Raw genomic sequence first — 20,338 nt, 5'->3', positions numbered from 1 at the left:
TGCAGCGGGGCGGACGCGAGATTAACTGTATTTATGTACAGTGTATCGCGTTAAGCCCCGCTTGCACAGCAAAAAGCACGAAAAACTATTTGCCGGCAGCCTTCTGGGCGACGATCGTGTTGGCCTTGCTAATCTCTGCCTCCACCGCCTCCACCGCCTGCTTGGTTGCCTTGGTCACCTGCTCATAGCCGGCAAAGGCGTTATCGATCGCGGTCTTGACGATCTGCACCGCGTTCTCCGAACCAGGACGCACATTCTTCGTGACATCATGAATCAGCGCGCTCAGATTGTTCCTGGCCTCGACCACATGCGCGTCGGCGGCGCGGGTAAATTCCTCGCGGATCTCGGCGATGATGTCGCCCAGCTGCTGCTGGTAGGTGGCGGCGCTGGCCACGCCGGGCTGCACCTGGTCGGCGGCCAGCTTGAGCGCCGTCTTGGCGTCGCTGGCCTGGCTGATTTCCTTACCGGCCGCCAAGCCCTCCTGCAACTGGTTTTTGGCCGTGGCCATATTCAGCGCGATGACTTGCTCGACGCCTTGCACGGTCTTGCTGGTCAGCGTGTTGAAGGTTTCGAGCTGGAATTCAAACAACGTCTTGGTGGCGTTGGCAAATTGTTCGGGATTCGTAAACATACAGTCTCCTCATGAAAAATGTAGGGATGCAGCTTGCAGCGATTCCGGTTTCCCGTGTTTTTATGGTTTGATTATCGTATAACAATTAACTTCTCGCAACGACCATCGCGGAACGGGCCGTAGGCCTTGTCCCAGCCCGGCCCCAGCGGCGTCTGCGAGCAGACCAGCTTGCCATCGATTTTGCTGCGCCATTTCCACCAGGGCGCCGGCTCGGCGGTCAGGCTGCCGCAGTGCAGCAGAAGCGCGATGATCAGCGCGCGCGGTGCAATTTTGTTCATGCTTTAGGCTAGGCCAGTTGTTGGGCGCGGACGCGATTGCGGCCGCTGTTTTTCGCAGCGTACAGCAAATCGTCGGCGGCCGCGATCATGTTGAGTCGGGCGGCGGGCGGCGCGCTGCCAAAATCCACGCTGGCCACGCCGAAACTGGCCGTCACCGTGATCCGCTGCCCGTCGTGTTCCACCGGTTGGGAGGCCATGGTGTGGCGCAGCCGTTCGGCCAGCAGTTCGCCGCCGGCCAGATCGGTCTCCGGCAGGATCAGCAGGAACTCTTCCCCGCCGTAGCGCACCACGCTGTCGATGTTATCCCGCGTCATCGCCTGCAGCAGGGCGGCGAAGTGCTGCAGCACGACATCGCCGCCGTCGTGTCCATAGGTGTCGTTGACGGCCTTGAAGTGGTCGAGGTCGCACATGATGACGGTCAGGCTCAGCCGGTAGCGCTGGGCGCGCGAGATTTCGGTTTCCAGCAGTTGCTCGTGCAGGTGGCGGCGGTTGTAGCAGCCGGTCAGCGGGTCGCGCACCGACAGGTTTTTCAGCACCATCTGGGCGCTGTACTCCTCGCGCCACAGGATCTGGTAGCGCCGCGCCGCCACGTAGCCGAACAGGTTGGCCAGGGCCAGCAACGCCGCCATGGTCGGCAGCGCGATGCCGCCGATGCCGCCCAGCCAGCCGGCCAGCCCGATGAACACCAGCGTGGCGAGCGCCGCGATCGCCGCCGCGTAGAGCAGCCGGTTGGGAATGTAGATGTACAGCACGATGATGGTGATGGACATCGAAATCGCGTGCAGCAAGAACTCGCTCGGCCGCAGCGCGGCGATCAGCAGGAAGCCGGCCGTGCCGGTCACCTCCACGATGTTGGCGGCCACCCGCGTGAACGGAATCGAGTCCGGTCGCCGCTTCAGCAACGCCAGGCAGCTCAGCACGATGACGGCCACGGCGATCCGGGTGCCGATCAGCCAAGCGGTTTTCCAGTCGTAGCCGATCCAGATCAGGTCGCTAAACGCGAAACACAGGTAGAACAGCAAGCACAACAGGAAGCTGATGCGCAACTGGCCCTGCGTCATCCGCAGCTGATGCTGGAGGAAATCGTTTTCTGTCTTGGCGTCGAGGAACTCGCACCGCAGGGGTGCCACTCGGATTGTCCTGGACGGAACGGGGATGGGGGGCATGGCGCGTCTCTCCGCTAAAGGCCAGCTGCCTTGCCGGTCTGTTAAGGTACATTATACGACTGCAACAATTAGGGGCCGGAAAAAAGTTCGCGAATGCTACAGCGGCGCCACCTTGGGCAAGCGCAGCAGGACGCTGGTGCCATGGCCGGGCGTGCTGGCCACCTCGATGCGCCCGCCCAGCACGCCGGTGACGATGTTGTGTGTAATGTACAGACCCAGTCCGGAGCCGCCGGCGCCCATGCGCGTGGTGAAGAAGGGATCGTAGATGCGCGGCAAGTCGGCCTCGGCGATGCCGGCGCCGTTATCGCTTAGCGTGATGACGATTTCGCCATTGCCGCTGTCGTGCGCCGACAGCGTGATGCTGCCGCGCTCCTTGGGGCGCGCGTCAAAGGCGTGCACCATGCTGTTGTCGATCAGGTGGTGCAGCGCCTGTGTCAGCAGGCCGGGGTAGCTGTCCATTTCCTGCCAGTGCTCGACGTCCTCGATCAGATCGAGTTGGCGCCGGTTCAGTTCCGCCTGCAAGGATTGCAGCAGTTGCGCCACCACGTCGCCCAGCTTGAAGCGGCCGCGCTGGCTGGCGGCGCCGTCGACGGCGATCCGCTTGAAACTGTCGACCAGCGCGGCGGCACGGTTCAGGTTGCGCAGCATGATCTCGTCGGCGCTGGCCGCCTGTTCCAGATATACGGCCAGCACCGATTTGCGCAAGCCGGCGTCGAGGTCGCGGCGCAGTTCGTTGGTGCGCTCGCTCATGCTGCCGGCCACGGTCAGGGCGTTGCCGATCGGCGTGTTCAGTTCGTGCGCGACGCCGGCCACCAGCGCGCCGAGCGCGGCCAGCTTGTCGCGCCGTACCAGTTCCTCCTGCGTCATGCTGAGGTTGTCCAGCGCGGTGCTCAGTTCTTCGTTGGCGTGTTCGGCTTCTTCCTTGGCCTGGCGCAGTTCGGCGGTGCGCGCGGTCACCAGGTCTTCCAGATGCTCGCGGTGGCGCAGCAGTTCCTCTTCGCGCCGGGTGCGGGCGATGGCGATGCCGGCCAGGTGGGTGGCGGTGTGGATCAGGTAGCGTTCCTCGTCCTGCGGCGCGCGCACCTCCTTGTAGTACATGGCGAACGAGCCCAGCACGGTGTCGTTGTCGAGCAGGATGGGCATCGACCAGCAGGCGCGCAGGCCATAATGGGCGGCGGCGTTGCGGTAGGGCGCCCAGAGCGGATCGTTGAGGATGTCGCTGACGATCACCGTCTCCTTGCGGAACATGGCGGTGCCGCACGAGCCGGCCGCCGGGCCGATCGGCAGGCCGTTGAGGGCGTTCATGTACTCGGGCGGCATGCTGGCGCCGGCGGCGCTGTGGACGGTGACGCCGTCGGGGTTGAGCAGCATCACGGTGCAATAGCCGCCGTCCAATTGGCCTTCGATCAGGGTGACCAGCTTGTTCAGCGTGTCGTTCATCGCCGCGCCGCGGGCGACCATTTCCAGCAGCGCGTTCTTACCGTCGCGCAGGGCAACCGCCAGCTTGGCCGGGGTGACGTCGATGATGCGCACATGCATCAGCCGGTGCTCGGCGGTGGTCAGCGGCACCATGCGCAGTTCGCAGGCGATGGGGCGGCCGGCGCTGTGCCGCATGGTCAGTTCGATAGATTGCGCATCGCCGGCCATGACCCGTTCGATGCCGACGTCCAGCACGTGCTCGCTGGGCAGGCCGTCCGGCTGCAGCAGCGGGCACAGCGACAGCAGGTCGGTCTGGATCAGCTCGGTCTCGGTCATGCCGAACAGCTGCCGCGTGCGCAGGTTGACGTCGAGGATGCGGCGGCTGCCGCGCTGCATCAGCACGATGGCGTCCTGTGAATCGGCCAGCACGGTGTGGTAATTGACTTCCAGCGTGCTGACGCTCGGTATGCCGGCCTGAGCCGGCGCCGGCGCGATCACTTGCAGGTGCAGCAGGATTTTTTCCGCCAGGTCCTCGCTGTTGACGCTCATCGGCAGGTAGGCGGTGGCGCCGGCCTGCTGCGCGTGCTGCCGTTCCTCGTCGTCGGGATGGCTGGACAGCATGAACACCGGCAGCGGATGGTTGCTGGCCTGTTGCAGGCGTGGACACAGTTCCAGCTGCGCGCTGCCGGACAGCACCACGTCGAGCAGGGCCAGCGCGACCTTGCCGCCGCGGACAGCCGCCAGCGCCTCGTCGCCCCGGCGCACGGCCAGCACCTCGAAACCATGGCGCGCCAGCTGGCGCCCGAGTGCGTCGGTATCGAATGCCGCGCTGGCGGCAATCAGGATGGTTTGCGGCTGATCGGACGAATACGGCGGCATAGTGGGGTGGTGGGGTGGTCAAAGCTCTGCAAGGCGGCTTGGCGCCAGTGTATTACAAGATGACGACCGGCGGGAGGGGCTTATGCCGCCTTCAGCGCGGCCGCGTCCTGCGCTTGCTTGATCAGCGGGAAATTGTCCTCGATCCAGTCGACCAGCACTTCCAGCCGCTCGGCGGCGGCGCGGCCCAGCGGCGTCAGGCTGTATTCGACGTGCGGCGGCACCACCTGATGGGCGACGCGCAGCACCAGGCCGTCGTAGGCGAGGGCGTCCAGCGTCTGCGCCAGCATCTTCTCGCTGACGCCGCCGACGGCGCGGCGCAGTTCGCTGAAGCGGTGGGTGCGTTCCAGCAGCATCACCAGCACCAGCACGCCCCAGCGGCTGGTGATGTGGCCGAGCACGGCGCGCGACGGGCAGTCGGCGGCCATGACCTGGGCACGTTGCGGATCCTGATTCATCCGTTCGATGGTTTTGCGCAGGGATTTGCTGGTCATGGTCCGGCTCCGTGTGTTGGGGTACTTACTAAAATGTGCGTACTTACAATTCGTAAGTATAGCCTATATGATGGTGTCATCCACTTTTTCAGGAGAAACCTCATGATTATCGTTACCGCCGCATCCGGCCAACTGGGTCGCCTGGTCATTGCCGAACTGCTCAAACGTGTGCCTTCGGAACAGATCGTCGCCGCCGTGCGCGATCCGGGCAAGGCGGCCGATCTGGCCGACCAGGGCGTGCTGGTGCGCCACGCCGACTACAACGACCCTGCCTCGCTGGATCAGGCGTTTGAGGGCGCCAGCAAAGTGCTGCTGATTTCGTCGAATGACCTGGGTAACCGGGTGCCGCAGCACCGCAACGTCATCGACGCCGCCGCCCGCGCTGGCGTCAGCCTGCTGGCCTACACCAGCGTGCTGCACGCCGACACCTCGGCGCTGGGACTGGCCGCCGAGCATCGTGCGACCGAAGACGCGGTGCGCGCGGCCGGCGTGCCATACAGCTTGCTGCGCAATGGCTGGTATGTGGAAAATTACACCGGCGCGCTGGGCGGCGCGATCGCGCACGGCGCGCTGGCCGGCAGCGCGGGCGAGGGGCGGATTGCCGCCGCCGCGCGCGCCGACTATGCTCAAGCGGCGGCCGTCGTGCTGACCAGCGCGGCGCCGGTCGAGAAGATTTACGAGCTGGCCGGTGATGTCGGGTTCACGCTGGCGGAACTGGCGGCGGAAGTCTCGCGCCAGACCGGCAAGGACATCCCGTACCACAACCTGCCGCCGCAAGACTACCTCGGCATGCTGCTGCAAGTGGGGCTGCCGGCGCCGCTGGCCGAGCTGGTGGCGGACGCCGACGCCCAGGCCGCCAAAGGCGCGCTGTCTGACGACAGCAAGGTCCTGAGCAAGCTCATCGGCCGTCCAACCATCTCGCTGGCCGACGCTGTCAAAGCCGCGCTGTAAGCGCAAACAAAAAAGCCGTCGGGCTTGAACGCAATTTTTATTGCGCTCAGCCAGACGGCTTTTTGCGGAATTCTTGGTGCCCACGGAGGGACTCGAACCCCCACACCTTGCGGCACATGGACCTGAACCATGCGCGTCTACCAATTCCGCCACGTGGGCATTTGTAACTTCATTTGCAACCTCAATCATCAGCGCATGGTGCCCACGAAGGGACTCGAACCCCTACACCTTGCGGCACATGGACCTGAACCATGCGCGTCTACCAATTCCGCCACGTGGGCGCTGATGTCTTGCAGCTACTTTCTGCTGCGTGTTCTGCAACAGAAGGCACGCATCTTAAGGGGTGAGGCCTCACCCGTCAATAGCATTTTGCTGCTTTTGTGAAATTATTTGGCGCCATCTCGTTGCGGCGCGCGCGGAAATGCAAAAAGCCTCCCGAAGGAGGCTTTTCACACGGAATTCTTGGTGCCCACGGAGGGACTCGAACCCCCACACCTTGCGGCACATGGACCTGAACCATGCGCGTCTACCAATTCCGCCACGTGGGCGTTTTGCTGCTTGCTCTGTCGCGTTGTCCGCGTCAGAGGTCAGCATATTAAGGCAACGACTTGTTTTTCGCAAGTGCTTTTCGTGCTTGCTTCTTGCGTTGCGCTTTCGTAAGCTTGCTCCCTCTCATATCATGCCGGAGATGGGCTATGGTCAGTTTTATGCCGCATGGTTATGCCGCATGGACATTGCTTCCTGTGGATTCCGTCCATTCTGTGGACCAGTGTGATCTCCGACGCGCTGATCGCGCTGGCTTACCTGACGATCCCGATTTCGCTGGTGTATTTCATCCGCAAGCGGCGCGACATGCCGTTTCACTGGATGTTCATCGCCTTCGGTGTGTTCATCCTGGCCTGCGGCGCCACGCACATCGCCGACATCTGGGTGATCTGGAATCCGGACTACGTGCTGGCGGCGTCGCTGAAGGCGATCACGGCCGCCGCGTCGGTGGTGACGGCGGTCGCCACGGTGCTGCTGGTGCCGATCGCGTTGCGCATTCCCAGTCCGGCGCAACTGGCCGCCGTCAACGCCGAGCTGCAACAAGCCAACAACGATCTGCGCATGGCCATGGAGCGGGCCGAGGTGGCCAACCGCGCCAAGAGTGCCTTCCTGGCGTCGATGAGCCATGAGTTGCGCACGCCGCTCAACGCCATCCTCGGCTACGCGCAAATCCTCAAGCGCGACAAGAGTCTGACGGTGCCACAGCAAACCGGCATCAGCACGATCCAGCAAGGCGGTCAGCATCTGCTGGCGCTGATTAACGATGTGCTCGATCTGGCGCGGGTCGAGGCGGGCAAGCTGGAATTCCATCCCAAGCCGGTGCGGCTGCGCGAGTTGCTGTCGGTGGTCGGCGACATCATGCGCGTGCGGGCCGAGCAGAAACATTTGCACTTCGAGCTGGAGTGGATGGAGGGATTGCCCACCGCCGTTAGCGTGGATGAAACCCGGCTGCGCCAAGTGCTGTTGAATCTGTTGGGTAATGCGGTCAAGTTCACCGACCGTGGTGCCGTGCGGTTGCGCGTGTCGCCGCCGCCGACGCCGCAGGGGGGGGCGGAGGCGTTGCTGCGTTTCGAGGTGATCGATGAGGGTGTCGGCATCGCCGCCGACCAGCTGGAGGCGATCTTCCGCCCGTTTGAGCAAGTGGGCGACGCCTCGCGCCGTGCCAGTGGCACCGGGCTGGGCCTGGCGATCAGTCAGCAACTGGTGCGGCTGATGGGCGGCGTGCTGCAAGTGGAGAGCGCGCGGGGCAGGGGGAGCCGCTTCTGGTTCGATGTTCCGCTGCCGGTGGTCGCCGCTCCCGGCACGCTGGCGACCGGTGAGCACATCGCCACCGGCTACGCCGGTCCGCGCAAAACCATCCTGGTGGTCGATGATGTCGCCACCAACCGCGCGCTGCTGCGCGACTTGCTGGGTTCGCTGGGTTTTCGCACGCTGGAGGCGGACAATGGCGTGTCCGGTCTGATGCAGGCGCAAACGGGGCAGCCGGACATGGTGCTGCTGGACATGGTGATGCCCGGCATGGATGGCATAGAAACCACGCGCCGCCTGCGCGCCGACGAGCGCACATCGGATACGCCGGTGCTGATCATCTCGGCCAGCTCCACGCCGGAAGGGGAGGAGCGTTCGCTGGCGGTGGGCGCCAACGCCTTCCTGGCCAAGCCCGTCAACGAGCACGACCTGCTGCGCGAGATCGGCGCGCACCTGAAACTGGAGTGGACGGAGTAGAAATGAAAAAAAGCCTCCCGAAGGAGGCTCTTTTCGCGGAATTCTGTGGTGCCCACGGAGGGACTCGAACCCCCACACCTTGCGGCACATGGACCTGAACCATGCGCGTCTACCAATTCCGCCACGTGGGCACTGATGCTGCTTAACAACTCTGCTATTATAGCGACCGGGAGAGTTTTGCGCCAGATGAACTTTTACATTCCTTACTGCACATCAACCCTGTCTTGCAGATCCCGTCGCTTGCGCTGCGGGAGACCAGAATTATAGAGGAATCCACGCTGAAGTCAAATGCCTCCCGAAAATATTTTTCAAGCACGCCGCAGTCCGGCGTGGATTAGTCAAGCCAGACGATTCCAAGTACACTACGCCTGTCGCGCATGCCCTTGTATATGCCAAACCTGTGCCAAACCCGTAAAAAATTAGAAAACTTTTGAGCCAACCTACCTATACCATTCCTAGCCGTGAGGAAATTCTCGGTATCTTCCGCAGCGCCAACGGTCCGCTGGACCTGCGCGCCCTGTCGAAATCGCTGAAAGTCGCCACCGACGCCCAGGCCGTTTTGTCCCGCCGCCTGAACGCCATGCAGCGTGACGGTCAGATCGTGATCGACGATAGCGGCCACTACACCCTGGCCACGCAGACCGGCTTCGTCGCCGGCCGCGTCAGCAGCCACCGCGACGGCTTCGGCTTCGTGATCCCGGACGAGCCGGGCGAAGACCTGTTCCTGCCCGAAAAGGAAATGCAGAAAGTGCTGCATGGTGACCGCGTGCTGGCCAAGATCATCGGCGTCGACCGCCGCGGCCGCCCGGAAGGCACTATCGTCGAGGTGACGCAGCGCGCCAACACCCACATCATCGGCCGCCTGCTCAACGAGAACGGCGCCTGGGTCGTGGCGCCGGAAGACCAGCGCATTTCGCAGGACGTGCTGGTCGAAGGTTCAGTCGGCAAGGCCAAGGCCGGCCAGGTGGTCAGCGTCGAGCTGACCGAGCAGCCGATGCGCTTCAAGCAGCCGGTGGGCAAAATTGTAGAAGTGCTGGGTTCGCTGGACGATCCTGGCATGGAAATCGAAATCGCCGTGCGCAAGTTCGGCGTGCCGCATATTTTCTCGGACGCCGCGCTGAAGCAGGCCAACAAACTGCCGGACCATGTGCGTGAAGCCGACTGGGGCGACCGCGTCGATTTGCGCGACGTGCCGCTGGTCACCATCGACGGCGAAGACGCGCGCGACTTCGACGACGCGGTCTACTGCGAGCCGATCAAGATCGGCCGCGCCAAGGGCTACCGCCTGATCGTCGCCATCGCCGACGTCAGCAACTACGTCAAGCCGAACGACGCGCTCGACGCCGACGCGCTGGAACGCAGCACCTCGGTCTACTTCCCGCGCCGCGTGATCCCGATGCTGCCGGAAAAACTGTCGAACGGCCTGTGCTCGCTGAATCCGGCGGTCGACCGTCTGACGCTGGTGTGCGACGCTGTCATCACCGCCAAGGGCGAGGTCAAGGCCTACCAGTTCTATCCGGCCGTGATCCATTCGGCCGCGCGCCTGACGTACACCGAAGTGGCCGACATCCTGGGCAACACCAAGGGACCCGAGGCGGCGCGCCGTCCGGGCCTGGTGCCGCACCTGACCGATCTGTACGACGTGTTCCAGGCGCTGCTGAAAGCGCGCGCCGAACGCGGCGCGATCGATTTCGAGACCACCGAAACCTATATCGTCTGCAATCCGAACGGCAAGATCGAAAAGATCATCCCGCGCACCCGCAACGACGCGCACCGCCTGATCGAAGAGTGCATGCTGACCGCCAACGTGTGCGCGGCCGATCTGCTGATCCGCCACAAGCATCCCGGCACCTACCGCATCCACGCCACGCCGACCGCTGAAAAGCTGAAGCAGGTGCGCACCTTCCTCAAGCAGGTCGGCCTGAGCCTGAACGGCGGCGACAAGCCGGCCGCCGGCGACTATGCCGTGCTGATGAAGCAGATCAAGGAGCGTCCGGACGCGTCGCTGCTGCAAACCATGCTGCTGCGCTCGATGCAACAGGCGGTCTACTCGCCGGACAACATCGGCCACTTCGGCCTGGCGTATGAGGCGTATGCCCACTTCACCAGCCCGATCCGCCGCTATCCGGACTTGCTGACGCACCGCGCCATCAAGGCCATCCTGCTGGGCAAGAAGTACGAGCCGAAGATCGCCAGCACCAGCGTGCTGAACACCAACGTCTCGAACGCCACCCGCAAGCAGCAGGCCAAGGACAAGGCCGAAGGCAAAGAGAAAAAAGCCGCCGGCGACCTGACCGTGTGGGACGCGCTGGGCGTGCACTGCTCGGCCAACGAGCGCCGCGCCGACGAAGCCTCGCGCGATGTCGAGAACTGGCTCAAGTGCTACTTCATGCAGGACAAGCTGGGCGAGGAATACACCGGCATCATCACCGGCGTGACCACCTTCGGCATCTTCGTGCAGTTGGACCAGTTGTTCGTCGAGGGCATGGTGCACATCACCGACCTGGGCCAGGACTACTTCCAGTACGACGACGCCCGCCACGAGCTCAAGGGCGAGCGTAGCGGCAAGAAGTTCCAGCTGACCGACCGCGTCAGCGTGCAAGTGGTGCGCGTGGATCTGGAGTCGCGCAAGATCGATCTGCGTCTGGCCGGCGCCGACGCGGTGCCGCCGCGTGCCGACAAGGCCGACGCTGGTTCGCGCGACCGCAAGGCCAATATCAAGCCGGGTCCGGCGATCCCGGCCGCCAAGCCAAGCCGCAAATCCGCGGCCAAACCGGCCGCCAAGCCGGCCCGCACCACCAAGGCCGCTCCGGCGGCCAAACCACGGGCCGCCAACGCAGCCCAGAAAAGTAAGAAGAAGCGATAAATGAGCAAGAACAAAATGATTTTCGGTTTCCACGCGGTGACCTCGCGTTTGCGTCACGAGGCGGCATCGGTGGAAGAAATTTTCGTCGACGCCACGCGTGACGACCGCCGCATGAAAGACCTGGTCGCCAACGCCAAGGCGGCCGGCGTGCGCGTGATGCCGGTCGATTCGGCGCGGCTGGACAAGATCGTCGGCACCCGCCGCCACCAGGGCGTGATCGCGTTCGCCTCGCAGCTGGCGCTGGCGCGCAATCTGGACGAGCTGCTGGACGCCATCGACGGCCCGCCGCTGCTGCTGGTGCTGGACGGCATCACCGATCCGCACAACCTGGGCGCCTGCCTGCGCGTGGCCGACGGCGTCGGCGCGCACGCGGTGATCGTACCGAAGGACCGCGCGGTGGGCCTGAACGCCACCGCCGCCAAGGTCGCCTCCGGCGCCGCCGAGACCGTGCCCTACATCACCGTCACCAACCTGGCGCGCACGCTGCGCGAGCTCAAGGAGCGCGACATCTGGCTGATCGGCACCTCGGACGACGGCGAAAAAGGCCTGTACGAAGCCGACTTCACCGGCCCGACCGCGCTGGTGATGGGTTCGGAAGGCGAGGGCATGCGCCGCCTGACCCGCGAGACCTGCGACATGCTGGTCAGCATCCCGATGTTCGGCTCGGTCGAGAGCCTGAACGTGTCCGTCGCCTCGGGCGTCTGTCTGTACGAGGCACGCCGCCAGCGCATCGCCAAGGAAGGCTGACCCGCCTTCGCCGCAGCGAGCCCGGCATGGATCCCCGCCCGCGCGGGGACGACATGCCGTCCGACCCCACGTCAAACACTTCCTCGCCGGATACGCTACCATAGGCGTTTCGGTTCTCAGCCCGTACAACCATGTTCCATCGTCTCCGCCAAGACATCAACAGCATCATCGAACGCGATCCCGCCGCCCGCAACGCCTGGGAGGTGCTGACCTGCTATCCCGGCCTGCAGGCCATCGTCATGCACGGCTGGGCGCACTGGTGCTGGACGCACGGACTGAAGTGGCCGGGGCGTTTCATCTCCTACCTGGCGCGCATCGTCACCGGCATCGAAATCCATCCCGGCGCCACCATCGGCCGCCGGGTGTTCATCGATCACGGCTTCGGCGTGGTGATCGGTGAAACCGCCGAGGTGGGCGACGACTGCACCATCTACCAGGGCGTGACGCTGGGTGGCACCTCGCTGCACACCGGCGCCAAGCGCCACCCGACGCTGGGGCGCGGCGTCATCGTCGGCGCCGGCGCCAAGGTACTGGGCGGCTTCACGGTGGGGGAATACGCCAAGGTCGGCTCCAACGCCGTTCTGCTGAAGCCGGTGCCGCCGGGCGCGACGGCGGTCGGCAACCCGGCCCACATCGTGCAGAAAGACCTGACCGCCGCCGCCAACCCGTTCGCCGCCTACGGCGTGACGCCGAACGGCGACGACCCGCTGTCGAAGGCCTTGCGCGGACTGATCGAAAACGCCGTCAAGCAGGAGCAGCGCATCGAGCAGCTGGTGGCCAGCATGAAGGCGGCCGGGCTGTCGTGTCAGAGCGTTCCCGAGTGTGATAAATTAAATTCCGACCAACTGAACAAGCTTGTCGACTAAGGACGCATGCATATGGAAACAACGCCGGAAGGCCTGGAAATACTGGACCCGTTTGAAATCCGCGTACTGGCCGTGCTGGCCGAAAAGGAAGCGCTGACGCCGGACAACTATCCGCTGTCGCTGAACGCGCTGGTCAACGGCTGCAATCAGCTGTCGAGCCGCGACCCGGTGATGGCGCTGTCGGAAGAAGCGGTGGCCGAAGTGCTGCAGCGGCTGATGCAGCACAAGTACGTCAACGGCATCACGCAGGCCGGCGCGCGCGTCACCAAGTATGAACACCGCATGCGGATCAAATGGTCGCTGGAGCAGGACAAGCTGGCCGTGCTGACGATACTGATGTTGCGTGGCCTGCAAACGGCCGGCGAGATCCGTACCCGCAGCGGCCGTCTGCACGACTTCAAGACGGTGGCCGAGGTGGAGCAGGCGTTGCAATTCCTGATCGACAAATACCCGCCGCTGGTATCCAGGCTGCCGCTGGCGCCCGGCACCAAAGAGCCGCGCTACGGCCACCTGCTGGCCGGCGAAGAAGCGCTGGCGCGCGAAGAAACCGCCGCCAGCCTGGGCGGCTCCGTCAGCGGCGGCGGACAAGGCACGCGCATCGGCGCGCTGGAGCAGGAAGTGCAGCAACTGCGCCAGCAAGTCGAAGAACTCACCGCGCAGTTCGCCGAATTCCGCAAGCAGTTCGAATAAAAACCGGTGTCAGACCTGACACCGGTTTTTCACTCAACCTCGATCAGCGCGTCGTCCGCGTATTGCTTGTTGCCGACCGGGACGTTGTAGGATTTGCCGTCCTTGCTGACCGCCAGCGGCACGCGCGTCTCGCCGTCCAGCAACGTGGCGCGGGTCACCGGGCCATCGCTGCGCACGCCGAGTTTGAAGTCCTTCCAGCCGCACCAGTCGGTGCTCAGCGTCAGCGTGTTGATCATGGCGCGCAGCATGAACGGGATATAGTTCTTGCCGATCGCTACCAGCACGCGGCACTCCAGGCGAATATCGCCGAGGCGCCGCATGCCGGCCGGCACGCCGGCGCTGCGCACCTCCGGCCCGAAGCTGAAGTAGCGCTTGTTCTTGTTGAGTACAATGTCGGCGTTTTCTTCCTCCGCCGTCTCGTCGCGCGGTAACACAAAGCGCTGCGACTCGTCCAACGGCAGCGGCATGTCGCTCTGGCTGCCGACGATGCGCACCGTAACACCTTCCATCGCGTCGGCCGGCGCCTTGTCGCGCAGCATCAGCCGAAAGCCGACTTCGGTGGCGTTTGGCGCCAGCGCATGCTGGTCCTCAAACGCCGCCAGGCCGGACAGCATGTAGCGATATGGCTGCAGGTCCGGGCTGCGGGTGCCGTTGACCACCACAATCGGACTCTGCTCCGCGTCCGGTTCCGGCGCCGCCGCCGCCAGCAATGGCAGCAGCAGGAGCCACAGCAGCCTAGACTTCTTCACGGCGACGCCGCATGTACACCGCCATCGCAATCATGACGATGCCGGCGAGCGCGCCGATCCACACGCCGGGCCCGGCCAGCGTCGACCATGAGGCGTTGAAGATCGCGTCCGGCAGCGGCAGCTTGCGCTCTGCGTGGGCGAGGTGGATGCGGTCCCCGCCGAACACCAACCACGAACCCGGCGCCACGCCCAACAGGATGCGGTTGGTGATATGGTAGGCGAACCACAGCGCGTCGACGCCGAACATCAGCGCCTTCTGCGCCCACACCAGCAGCAGCGTGATGATCACCGGTGTGCCGACCGCCCACAGGAACACCTTGGAACGGGCCATGCTTGACACCATCAGCAGCCAGCCCACGGTCGGCAGCGCCCACAGGATGTACACCGGTAGCAGACCGATCAGCCGCAGCGGCGACAGGTACAGGTCGGGCGACGACAGCACTTCGCCAAACAGATTGGTGCCGTGCACCAGCAGCGTCAGGCAGGTGGCCAGCAGCATCACCAGCCCCAGCGCGATGGTGATGCCGATGGTGATCAGCGGCGCCACCACCAGCGCCAACAGCGCTTTCGACAGCACGGTGGCGAAGTCCGACACCGGCAGCGATTTCCAGAACAGCAGGCTGCGGTCGCGGCGCTCGTCATGCAGCGCGCTGAGGCAGTAGAAGAACACCAGCAGACCCAGCGCCATCAACACCGGCAGGCCGGTGCCGATGTAGACCTGCACCAGCGTCTCGGCGATGCGCGTGCGCACCTGGCCTTCAATCGTGACGGTGGCGAGGTTCTGGCCGTCGATCCGCAGGTTCGACGTGTGGCTCATCACGAGCGCGCTCAACACGAGGGCGACGATGGCGCCGGCGATCGCCAGCGGCGTCCACAGCAGCATGCCCTTGTTTTCCCACATCTCGCGCTTGAGCAGCCATTTCATGGTTTTCATGCGTAGCTTCCTTTCATGGTGGCGACAAACAGATCGGCCACGCTCGGCGTGCGCAGTTCGCCGAAGTTGGCCAGTTGCGCGCGGTCGGCGCCGTCGAACAGCATCACCGGCTTGCCGAACACGGTGCGCTGGCTCACCGGCTGCAGCGCGTTGGCGGCGGCGGCGAACTGCGGCTCGACCATCACCTCGGTGAAGCGCTCACTCACCTCGTCCATCGAGGCCGCCAGCGCGATCTTGCCGTTCTCGATGAACAGCAGGTCGGTGAGGATGTGCTCGACCTCCTCGATCTGGTGGGTGGTGATCAGGATGGTCTTGTTTTCGTCGAAGTAGTCTTCCAGCAGGTTCTGGTAAAACTGCTTGCGGTACAGGATGTCCAGCCCCAGCGTCGGCTCGTCCAGCACCAGCAGCCTGGCGTCGATCGCCATCACCAGCGCCAGGTGCAGCTGCACCACCATGCCCTTGGACATGGCTTTGACTTTCATCTCCGGCTTGAGCTTGGTGTTGGCGAGGTACTTCTCGGCCTTGGCGCGATCAAAGCGCGGATGCACGCCCTCAACGAAGTCGATCGCCTCCCGGACCTTTAGCCAGCGCGGCAGGATGGCGACGTCGGCGATGAAGCACACCTCGTTCATCAGCGCCTCGCGCTGGGTGCGCGGATCCAGTCCCAGTACCGACAGCTCGCCCTGGAACTGCGTCAGCCCGAGAATGGCCTTCAGCGTGGTGGTCTTGCCGGAACCGTTGGGCCCGATCAGGCCGACAATGCGGCCGGCTTCGACGTTGAAGCTGGTGCCGTCCAGCGCGGTCTGTTTGCCGTAGCGCTTGACCAGTTTGTTGGCGGAAACGACGGCGCTCATGCCGCACCTCCCGGCGCCGCTGTCAACAGCGTTTCCAGATCCAGCCCGAGGCGGCGGATGCGTTCGAGCATGGTCGGCCAGTCCTCGCGCAGGAAGCGTTCACGTTCGCTGGCCAGCAGTTTGTCGCGGGCGCCATCAGTCACATACATACCTAAACCCCTCCGTTTTTCGACCAGCGTCTCGTCCACCAGCTCCTGGTAGGCGCGCGAGACCGTGATCGGGTTGAGTTGATAATCGGCGGCCACCTGTCTGACCGAGGGCAGGGCGTCGCCGGGTTTCAGCAGGCCGTCGAGCATCATGCCGACCACCTTGTCTTTCAGCTGCCGATAGATCGGCGCGTTGTCATGCCACATACATCGTTACCCCTTACGTGTGTTAATGAAGTGGTGTTGTAGTGAACTATAACACTAGAAATCAAAAAAACAAGCATGGCTTAACCGGCGCGTTGTATTTTTTGCAGTCGCAGGGCATTGAGGATGGCGGCGCCGGCGGCGGTGTTGTCGAAGATGCACCAGGTGTTGCGGCCTTGTAGCCACTCGGCGACGCCGGCGAGGTAGGGCTCGTCATGGGCGGAGTAGTACATGCGCGGGCTGCCGTGCAGGCGGATGTAGCCGTCGTCGCTGGTGGCGACGTAGGGGCCGGGCTGGCCGGCCGGCGGATCGGCGATCACGCGGGTGACGCGGTGGCGTTGCAGCAGCGCGGTGGCGCTGTCGCTGAACCAGCTGCCGTGGCGCGCTTCGCAGGCCAGCATGCAGCCGAAGTGTTCTCGCAGACGCAGCAGGAAGGCGTCGGCGGGGCTGATGCTCCAACCGGCACAAGCTATTCTCGTCGGCGTCATATAATGCGCAGGGTTCCGAATTTTTGAGGGATGTTCAATGAATCTTAAACGCTACGTCAAATTCGCCGCGCCACTGACGCTGGTCAGTCTGCTGGCCGCTTGCGCCGGACTGATCGGCCCGCGCGAGGTGGAGCTGCCGCAGGAGCGTCTGCAATCGAGCCTGGAGCGCAAGTTTCCACTGCATCAGCGCGTGCTGGGCGTATTCGAGGTGGAGTTGAGCCATCCACGCCTGTCGGTGCTGCCGGAGAATGACCGCGTGGCGCTGGCCGTCGACCTCGGCGTGGCGCCGCTGCTGGCGCGCCAGTCATGGCATGGCAGCATGCTGGTGTCCGGCCGCTTGCGAGTGGACAGCGCCCGTAACGCCGTCTACATTGCCGACGCCCATGTCGATCGCTTCATTGTCGATAATATGGATGAAGGCAAGCAGCAACAGTTGGCCAGTGTCGCCAATCTGCTCAGCGACAAGCTGATCCGCGACATGCCGCTGCACACCTTCAAACCCGAGGAGTTGCGTTACGCCGGCGTGCAGTTCGTGCTGACCGGCATCGATACCCGTCCCGGCGGCTTGGTGGCCAAGCTGCAACCGGCGCAATAAGCCCGCATTTCGCGCCGGCCAGTCGCATTTCGCGCCGCGCCGACGCAATTCATCGCATCGCACACCGTGCCGTGCCGCGCCGGCGCATAGTCGCTCCATCGAATCCCACTTGACGGAGCCACACCATGATCCAGCAAATCATTTCCCACACCCCCCTCTACGTTTGGGCCCTGTTGGCCTTTCTGATGTACCGCGGCTGGCTGGCCAGCAAGGACCGCGCAACCTCGCTGCTGAAAGTGGCGCTGATCCCGCTGGTGATGCTGGGCCTGGCCGTATCGGGCATCCGCGGCGGCGGCCCGTTGGGCCAGATGGTATGGGCGGTGTGGGCGGTTGGCGCCGCCGTGTCCGGCACGCTGATCTGGACGCTTTCGACCCGCGAAGTCCGCGTTGACCGCGCCGCCGGCACCATTCTCCAGCGTGGCAGCTGGATGCCGCTGGGCCTGATGATGGCGATCTTTGCCACCAAGTACAGCGTGGCCGTGCTGTCGGCCATCCAGCCGGAACTGGCGCACAACCTGCTGTTCGCCACCGCCATCACTCTGCTGTATGGCGTGTTCAACGGTCTGTTCCTCGGCCGCCTGGCCCGCTACACCGCCGCCTGGATGCGTCAGCCGGCAACGGTGGCGGCGTAAGCCTTACTTGGCCACGAGCTTGATCTGCTTGACGTCCAGCGTGGATTCGCCGATCAGCTCCTTGTCGAATTCACCGGTCAGCTCCACCAGCGTGTTGTGGTCGATGGTCTGGCCGGCCGGGAAGCGCTTGGCGGAAATCTCCACCGTGATCTTGCCGCTCTGGTCGGTGAACTCATAGTCCTCGCCGCCCTTGTGGCTGGTGACCCTGCCCTTCAGCGTGACGTACTGGTCGTCCTTGCCCTTGGCCAGCAACTCCTTGGCCGTCATCAGTGGCACGCTGGACGGGCCGGCATAGGCCGGCGCCGGCGTGTGGTTGGACGGACCGGTGTAGCCGCCGGTCTGGGCGATGGCGAAAGCCGAGCCGGCCAGCAGCGTGGCCAGGCAGGAGAGACGGAGCAGGTTGTTCATGATGTGTCCTTTAAGCGTTGTCGGAAAGTACAGGTCCATTACAACGGGCGGACATTAACCGTATCTTAAGCGGACGGCAGATCGAGCGTCACGGCCAGCCCGCGCCCGTCCAGGCCAGGGCCGAAATGCAGCGTCATGCCGTGTAAGTCGGCGATGCGTTTGACGATGGAGAGCCCCAGGCCGCTACCGCTGGCGTCCTGGCCGAGCACGCGGAAGAAGCGTTCGGTCAGCCGCTGGATGCTGGTCGCGTCCACGCCGGGGCCGTTGTCGCGCACGGTAATGCGCGCCTGGTCGTGGTGCCAGCCGGCCTGGATTTCGATACGGCTGCCGTCCGGGCAATAGCGCAGGGCGTTTTCCACCAGGTTGCGCAGGGCGATGTCCAGCAGGACAGGGTGGGCCTGGACCTGTTCCAGCGCGCAATGCGCTTCCAGTGTGATGCCGCGTTGCGCCGCCTCGGCGGCATGGGCTGTCCGCAGTCGCGTCAGCAGCGGCGCCAGCGCCACCGGTTCGCGTATCAGCTCCTCGCGCGCCAGCGGGTCCAGCCGCGCCAGCGTCAGCAGGCTGTCGACCAGTGCTGTGCTGCGGCCGATGTCCTGGCGCAGTTTCTGGAATGGCGCCGCCAGTGCGGGATGCTGGCGTTGCAGTAGCTGCACGTGCATGTGCAGTCCGGCCAGCGGCGTGCGCAGTTCGTGCGCGGCGTCGGCGGTGAAGCGCCGTTCGGCTTGCAGTGCGTGATCGAGCCGGCCCAGCACGCCGTTGAGCGCGTGCACGATGGGGCGCAGCTCGTTTGGCTGGCCGGCGGCGGGCACCAGCGTCAGGTCGTCGGGCGTCTTGGCGGCGATGGCGGCGGCGGTCTGGCGCAGCGGCCTGAGCACGAGGGCAGTCAGCAGCCAGCAGACGACGGCCAGCAGCACCAGCATGCCCGCTACCGGCAGCCACAAGTGCTCGGCCAGCTCTTCCAGGATGTCCAGCCGCTTCGTGTATTTCTGGCCGACTTGCACCTCGACGTTGCGCTGCTGGTTGCGCACCACGAACACGCGCCAGCGGCGGTCGTCCGCCTCGGCATCGGCAAAACCGTCGTGCTTGCTGAAGCCGTTGATGAAGGGATGCGCCGGCGCGCCGCCGGTGCGCTGGATGACGCGGCCGTTGACGACGATCTGGTACTGCATGTCCACCTTGCGCGCGCGGCTGTCGGGCCGCAATTCGGACAGCAGGCCGCGCTCGTCCCAGTCGGTGGTGGCGGCCATGATCATGTAGCCGGATTCCTCCAGCGCGTCGTCGAACACCTCGGTGGTTTCGTGCCAGGCGATGACGGTGACGATGCCCAGGCTGGCCAGCCATAGCACGCTGCTGGCGGCAATGATCGCGGCCAGCAAACGCCGGCGCAGCGACCAGGCGGGAGCGGCGTCAGTCGCCATCGGTTTTCAGGCGGTAGCCGAGACCGCGCACGGTGACGATGTGCGCCGCGCCCAGCTTCTTGCGCAGGTTGTGGATGTAGACTTCGATGGCGTTGCTCTCCACTTCGTCGCCCCATCCATACAGCGCTTCCTCGATTTGCGCGCGGCTGACGATGCTGTGCTTGCGCAGCAGCAGCGCGTAAAGGACGTGAAATTCGCGCGCGGTCAGCGTCAGCGGCGTGTCGTCCAGCGTCACCTGGCGGCTGTTGGGATGGAGGGCGATGCCGGCATGCGTCAGCGCCTTGCCGGGTTGGCGGGCGCCGCGCCGCACGGCGGCGCGGATGCGGGCCGACATTTCTTCCAGCTCGAAAGGCTTGACCAGGTAGTCGTCCGCGCCCAGGTCCAGGCCCTCGACCCGGTCGGTCAGTGCATGGAAGGCGGTGATGAGGATGACCGGCACCGGATTGTTGGCGGCACGCAGTTGCGCCAGCAAGGCGTCGCCGGACAGGCCGGGCAAGCCGCGGTCGAGCAGCACGCAGTCGTAGCTGTGCGTCATCAGCGCGGTCTGCGCGGAGTCGCCGCGCCGCACCCAGTCCACGGCGTACTGGTCCATTTTAAGCCAGGACAGGATGGTGTCGCCGAGGGAGGCGTCGTCTTCAACCAGGAGTATGCGCAT

Annotated in this window: 21 protein-coding genes and 4 tRNA genes; 8 read left to right on the top strand and 17 right to left on the bottom strand. The window is 64.6% G+C overall.

The genetic code is table 11. The features are described 5' to 3' along the window. Nucleotides 1-85: 85 nt before the first annotated feature. The 5 genes from GTP44_RS08620 to GTP44_RS08600 form a co-directional block, all read right to left on the bottom strand. Nucleotides 86-631 (bottom strand): phasin family protein, encoded by a 546-nt coding sequence (locus GTP44_RS08620; protein WP_160988651.1) that lies wholly within the window; start codon nt 629-631, stop codon nt 86-88. A 71-nt stretch (nt 632-702) separates the two neighbouring features. After that, nucleotides 703-909 (bottom strand): hypothetical protein, encoded by a 207-nt coding sequence (locus GTP44_RS08615; RefSeq protein WP_161019116.1) that lies wholly within the window; start codon nt 907-909, stop codon nt 703-705. 8 nt (nt 910-917) lie between these two features. After that, nucleotides 918-2,039 carry a GGDEF domain-containing protein gene (locus tag GTP44_RS08610; RefSeq protein ID WP_371867181.1) on the bottom strand — a complete coding sequence of 374 codons (1,122 nt, stop codon included), beginning with the start codon at nt 2,037-2,039 and terminating at the stop codon, nt 918-920. Nucleotides 2,040-2,171: 132 nt separating this feature from the next. Further along, entirely contained in the window at nt 2,172-4,373 is a 2,202-nt protein-coding gene (locus tag GTP44_RS08605; protein WP_161019114.1) for an ATP-binding protein, read from the bottom strand. An 80-nt stretch (nt 4,374-4,453) separates the two neighbouring features. Next, on the bottom strand, nt 4,454-4,864 hold the full coding sequence (locus GTP44_RS08600) for a winged helix-turn-helix transcriptional regulator (RefSeq protein WP_161019113.1): 411 nt from the start codon (nt 4,862-4,864) through the stop codon (nt 4,454-4,456). 102 nt (nt 4,865-4,966) lie between these two features. Here GTP44_RS08600 and GTP44_RS08595 point away from each other — a divergent pair, with 102 nt between their 5' ends. Beyond that, nucleotides 4,967-5,815, top strand: a complete 849-nt coding sequence (locus GTP44_RS08595) for an SDR family oxidoreductase (protein WP_161019112.1) — start codon at nt 4,967-4,969, stop codon at nt 5,813-5,815. Between the two features lie 74 nt (nt 5,816-5,889). On the opposite strand, the gene GTP44_RS08590 is transcribed toward GTP44_RS08595, so the two are convergent. From GTP44_RS08590 to GTP44_RS08580, 3 genes are all read right to left on the bottom strand, one after another. Further along, a tRNA-Leu gene (locus tag GTP44_RS08590) sits at nt 5,890-5,974 on the bottom strand. Between the two features lie 37 nt (nt 5,975-6,011). Further along, nucleotides 6,012-6,096, bottom strand: a tRNA-Leu gene (locus tag GTP44_RS08585). Between the two features lie 182 nt (nt 6,097-6,278). Then, nucleotides 6,279-6,363 (bottom strand) — tRNA-Leu (locus GTP44_RS08580). Nucleotides 6,364-6,535: 172 nt separating this feature from the next. Here GTP44_RS08580 and GTP44_RS08575 point away from each other — a divergent pair. Continuing rightward, a complete protein-coding gene (locus tag GTP44_RS08575) occupies nt 6,536-8,086 on the top strand; it encodes an ATP-binding protein (protein ID WP_161019111.1) in 1,551 nt (516 codons plus the stop codon). Nucleotides 8,087-8,132: 46 nt separating this feature from the next. Here the strand turns inward: GTP44_RS08575 and GTP44_RS08570 are convergent. After that, nucleotides 8,133-8,217: transfer RNA gene (locus GTP44_RS08570), tRNA-Leu, on the bottom strand. 299 nt (nt 8,218-8,516) lie between these two features. Between GTP44_RS08570 and rnr the strand changes: the two genes are divergently transcribed. The 4 genes from rnr to GTP44_RS08550 all read left to right on the top strand — a co-directional run bounded on the left by rnr (nt 8,517) and on the right by GTP44_RS08550 (nt 13,255). Further along, complete coding sequence (rnr, locus tag GTP44_RS08565; RefSeq protein ID WP_161019110.1) at nt 8,517-10,952, top strand: ribonuclease R; 2,436 nt, start codon at nt 8,517-8,519, stop codon at nt 10,950-10,952. Continuing rightward, nucleotides 10,953-11,699, top strand: a complete 747-nt coding sequence (gene rlmB / locus GTP44_RS08560) for a 23S rRNA (guanosine(2251)-2'-O)-methyltransferase RlmB (protein ID WP_160988659.1) — start codon at nt 10,953-10,955, stop codon at nt 11,697-11,699. A 131-nt stretch (nt 11,700-11,830) separates the two neighbouring features. Beyond that, nucleotides 11,831-12,565 carry a serine O-acetyltransferase gene (gene cysE, locus GTP44_RS08555; protein WP_160988660.1) on the top strand — a complete coding sequence of 245 codons (735 nt, stop codon included), beginning with the start codon at nt 11,831-11,833 and terminating at the stop codon, nt 12,563-12,565. Between the two features lie 12 nt (nt 12,566-12,577). Next, complete coding sequence (locus GTP44_RS08550) at nt 12,578-13,255, top strand: YceH family protein (RefSeq protein WP_160988661.1); 678 nt, start codon at nt 12,578-12,580, stop codon at nt 13,253-13,255. A gap of 29 nt (nt 13,256-13,284) precedes the next feature. On the opposite strand, the gene GTP44_RS08545 is transcribed toward GTP44_RS08550, so the two are convergent. The 5 genes from GTP44_RS08545 to GTP44_RS08525 all read right to left on the bottom strand — a co-directional run bounded on the left by GTP44_RS08545 (nt 13,285) and on the right by GTP44_RS08525 (nt 16,630). Then, nucleotides 13,285-14,004, bottom strand: coding sequence for a hypothetical protein (locus tag GTP44_RS08545; protein WP_161019109.1), 720 nt, complete (start codon nt 14,002-14,004; stop codon nt 13,285-13,287). Beyond that, nucleotides 13,991-14,938 carry a hypothetical protein gene (locus tag GTP44_RS08540; protein ID WP_161019108.1) on the bottom strand — a complete coding sequence of 316 codons (948 nt, stop codon included), beginning with the start codon at nt 14,936-14,938 and terminating at the stop codon, nt 13,991-13,993. The genes GTP44_RS08545 and GTP44_RS08540 overlap by 14 nt, the downstream gene beginning before the upstream one ends. Next, nucleotides 14,935-15,792: an ABC transporter ATP-binding protein gene (locus GTP44_RS08535; protein WP_161019107.1), complete on the bottom strand. Its 858-nt coding sequence runs from the start codon at nt 15,790-15,792 to the stop codon at nt 14,935-14,937. The genes GTP44_RS08540 and GTP44_RS08535 overlap by 4 nt, the downstream gene beginning before the upstream one ends. Further along, complete coding sequence (locus tag GTP44_RS08530; protein WP_160988665.1) at nt 15,789-16,145, bottom strand: GntR family transcriptional regulator; 357 nt, start codon at nt 16,143-16,145, stop codon at nt 15,789-15,791. Before GTP44_RS08530 ends, GTP44_RS08535 begins: the two co-directional genes overlap by 4 nt. A gap of 80 nt (nt 16,146-16,225) precedes the next feature. Next, nucleotides 16,226-16,630, bottom strand: a complete 405-nt coding sequence (locus GTP44_RS08525) for a DUF72 domain-containing protein (RefSeq protein ID WP_161019106.1) — start codon at nt 16,628-16,630, stop codon at nt 16,226-16,228. 37 nt (nt 16,631-16,667) lie between these two features. Between GTP44_RS08525 and GTP44_RS08520 the strand changes: the two genes are divergently transcribed. Together GTP44_RS08520 and GTP44_RS08515 are read left to right on the top strand one after the other, a co-directional pair. Next, a complete protein-coding gene (locus GTP44_RS08520; protein WP_161019105.1) occupies nt 16,668-17,225 on the top strand; it encodes a DUF1439 domain-containing protein in 558 nt (185 codons plus the stop codon). Nucleotides 17,226-17,350: 125 nt separating this feature from the next. Next, the gene (locus GTP44_RS08515) at nt 17,351-17,857 is read left to right on the top strand and encodes a DUF6622 family protein (protein WP_161019104.1); all 507 of its coding nucleotides are present in this window, start codon (nt 17,351-17,353) and stop codon (nt 17,855-17,857) included. 3 nt (nt 17,858-17,860) lie between these two features. Here the strand turns inward: GTP44_RS08515 and GTP44_RS08510 are convergent, their stop codons facing one another. From GTP44_RS08510 to GTP44_RS08500, 3 genes are all read right to left on the bottom strand, one after another. Next, a complete protein-coding gene (locus tag GTP44_RS08510; protein ID WP_161019103.1) occupies nt 17,861-18,265 on the bottom strand; it encodes a YgiW/YdeI family stress tolerance OB fold protein in 405 nt (134 codons plus the stop codon). Nucleotides 18,266-18,330: 65 nt separating this feature from the next. Next, nucleotides 18,331-19,683 carry an ATP-binding protein gene (locus GTP44_RS08505; RefSeq protein ID WP_161019102.1) on the bottom strand — a complete coding sequence of 451 codons (1,353 nt, stop codon included), beginning with the start codon at nt 19,681-19,683 and terminating at the stop codon, nt 18,331-18,333. Then, nucleotides 19,673-20,338, bottom strand: coding sequence for a response regulator (locus tag GTP44_RS08500; protein ID WP_161019101.1), 666 nt, complete (start codon nt 20,336-20,338; stop codon nt 19,673-19,675). Before GTP44_RS08500 ends, GTP44_RS08505 begins: the two co-directional genes overlap by 11 nt.

Source organism: Duganella lactea (assembly GCF_009857505.1).
Taxonomy (GTDB): domain Bacteria; phylum Pseudomonadota; class Gammaproteobacteria; order Burkholderiales; family Burkholderiaceae_D; genus Rugamonas; species Rugamonas lactea.
Note: the sequence above shows the minus strand (reverse complement) of the source record. Positions and strands in the feature narration are given on the sequence as shown.

Excerpts from the sequence above, each read along its gene's own strand:
- GTP44_RS08620 (WP_160988651.1), bottom strand. The coding sequence starts at position 631 with ATGTTTACGAATCCCGAACAATTTGCCAACGCCACCAAGACGTTGTTT.
- GTP44_RS08615 (WP_161019116.1), bottom strand. The coding sequence starts at position 909 with ATGAACAAAATTGCACCGCGCGCGCTGATCATCGCGCTTCTGCTGCAC.
- GTP44_RS08605 (WP_161019114.1), bottom strand. The coding sequence starts at position 4,373 with ATGCCGCCGTATTCGTCCGATCAGCCGCAAACCATCCTGATTGCCGCC.
- GTP44_RS08600 (WP_161019113.1), bottom strand. The coding sequence starts at position 4,864 with ATGACCAGCAAATCCCTGCGCAAAACCATCGAACGGATGAATCAGGAT.
- GTP44_RS08595 (WP_161019112.1), top strand. The coding sequence starts at position 4,967 with ATGATTATCGTTACCGCCGCATCCGGCCAACTGGGTCGCCTGGTCATT.
- GTP44_RS08575 (WP_161019111.1), top strand. The coding sequence starts at position 6,536 with ATGCCGCATGGACATTGCTTCCTGTGGATTCCGTCCATTCTGTGGACC.
- rlmB (WP_160988659.1), top strand. The coding sequence starts at position 10,953 with ATGAGCAAGAACAAAATGATTTTCGGTTTCCACGCGGTGACCTCGCGT.
- cysE (WP_160988660.1), top strand. The coding sequence starts at position 11,831 with ATGTTCCATCGTCTCCGCCAAGACATCAACAGCATCATCGAACGCGAT.
- GTP44_RS08550 (WP_160988661.1), top strand. The coding sequence starts at position 12,578 with ATGGAAACAACGCCGGAAGGCCTGGAAATACTGGACCCGTTTGAAATC.
- GTP44_RS08540 (WP_161019108.1), bottom strand. The coding sequence starts at position 14,938 with ATGAAAACCATGAAATGGCTGCTCAAGCGCGAGATGTGGGAAAACAAG.
- GTP44_RS08535 (WP_161019107.1), bottom strand. The coding sequence starts at position 15,792 with ATGAGCGCCGTCGTTTCCGCCAACAAACTGGTCAAGCGCTACGGCAAA.
- GTP44_RS08530 (WP_160988665.1), bottom strand. The coding sequence starts at position 16,145 with ATGTGGCATGACAACGCGCCGATCTATCGGCAGCTGAAAGACAAGGTG.
- GTP44_RS08525 (WP_161019106.1), bottom strand. The coding sequence starts at position 16,630 with ATGACGCCGACGAGAATAGCTTGTGCCGGTTGGAGCATCAGCCCCGCC.
- GTP44_RS08520 (WP_161019105.1), top strand. The coding sequence starts at position 16,668 with ATGAATCTTAAACGCTACGTCAAATTCGCCGCGCCACTGACGCTGGTC.
- GTP44_RS08515 (WP_161019104.1), top strand. The coding sequence starts at position 17,351 with ATGATCCAGCAAATCATTTCCCACACCCCCCTCTACGTTTGGGCCCTG.
- GTP44_RS08510 (WP_161019103.1), bottom strand. The coding sequence starts at position 18,265 with ATGAACAACCTGCTCCGTCTCTCCTGCCTGGCCACGCTGCTGGCCGGC.
- GTP44_RS08505 (WP_161019102.1), bottom strand. The coding sequence starts at position 19,683 with ATGGCGACTGACGCCGCTCCCGCCTGGTCGCTGCGCCGGCGTTTGCTG.
- GTP44_RS08500 (WP_161019101.1), bottom strand. The coding sequence starts at position 20,338 with ATGCGCATACTCCTGGTTGAAGACGACGCCTCCCTCGGCGACACCATC.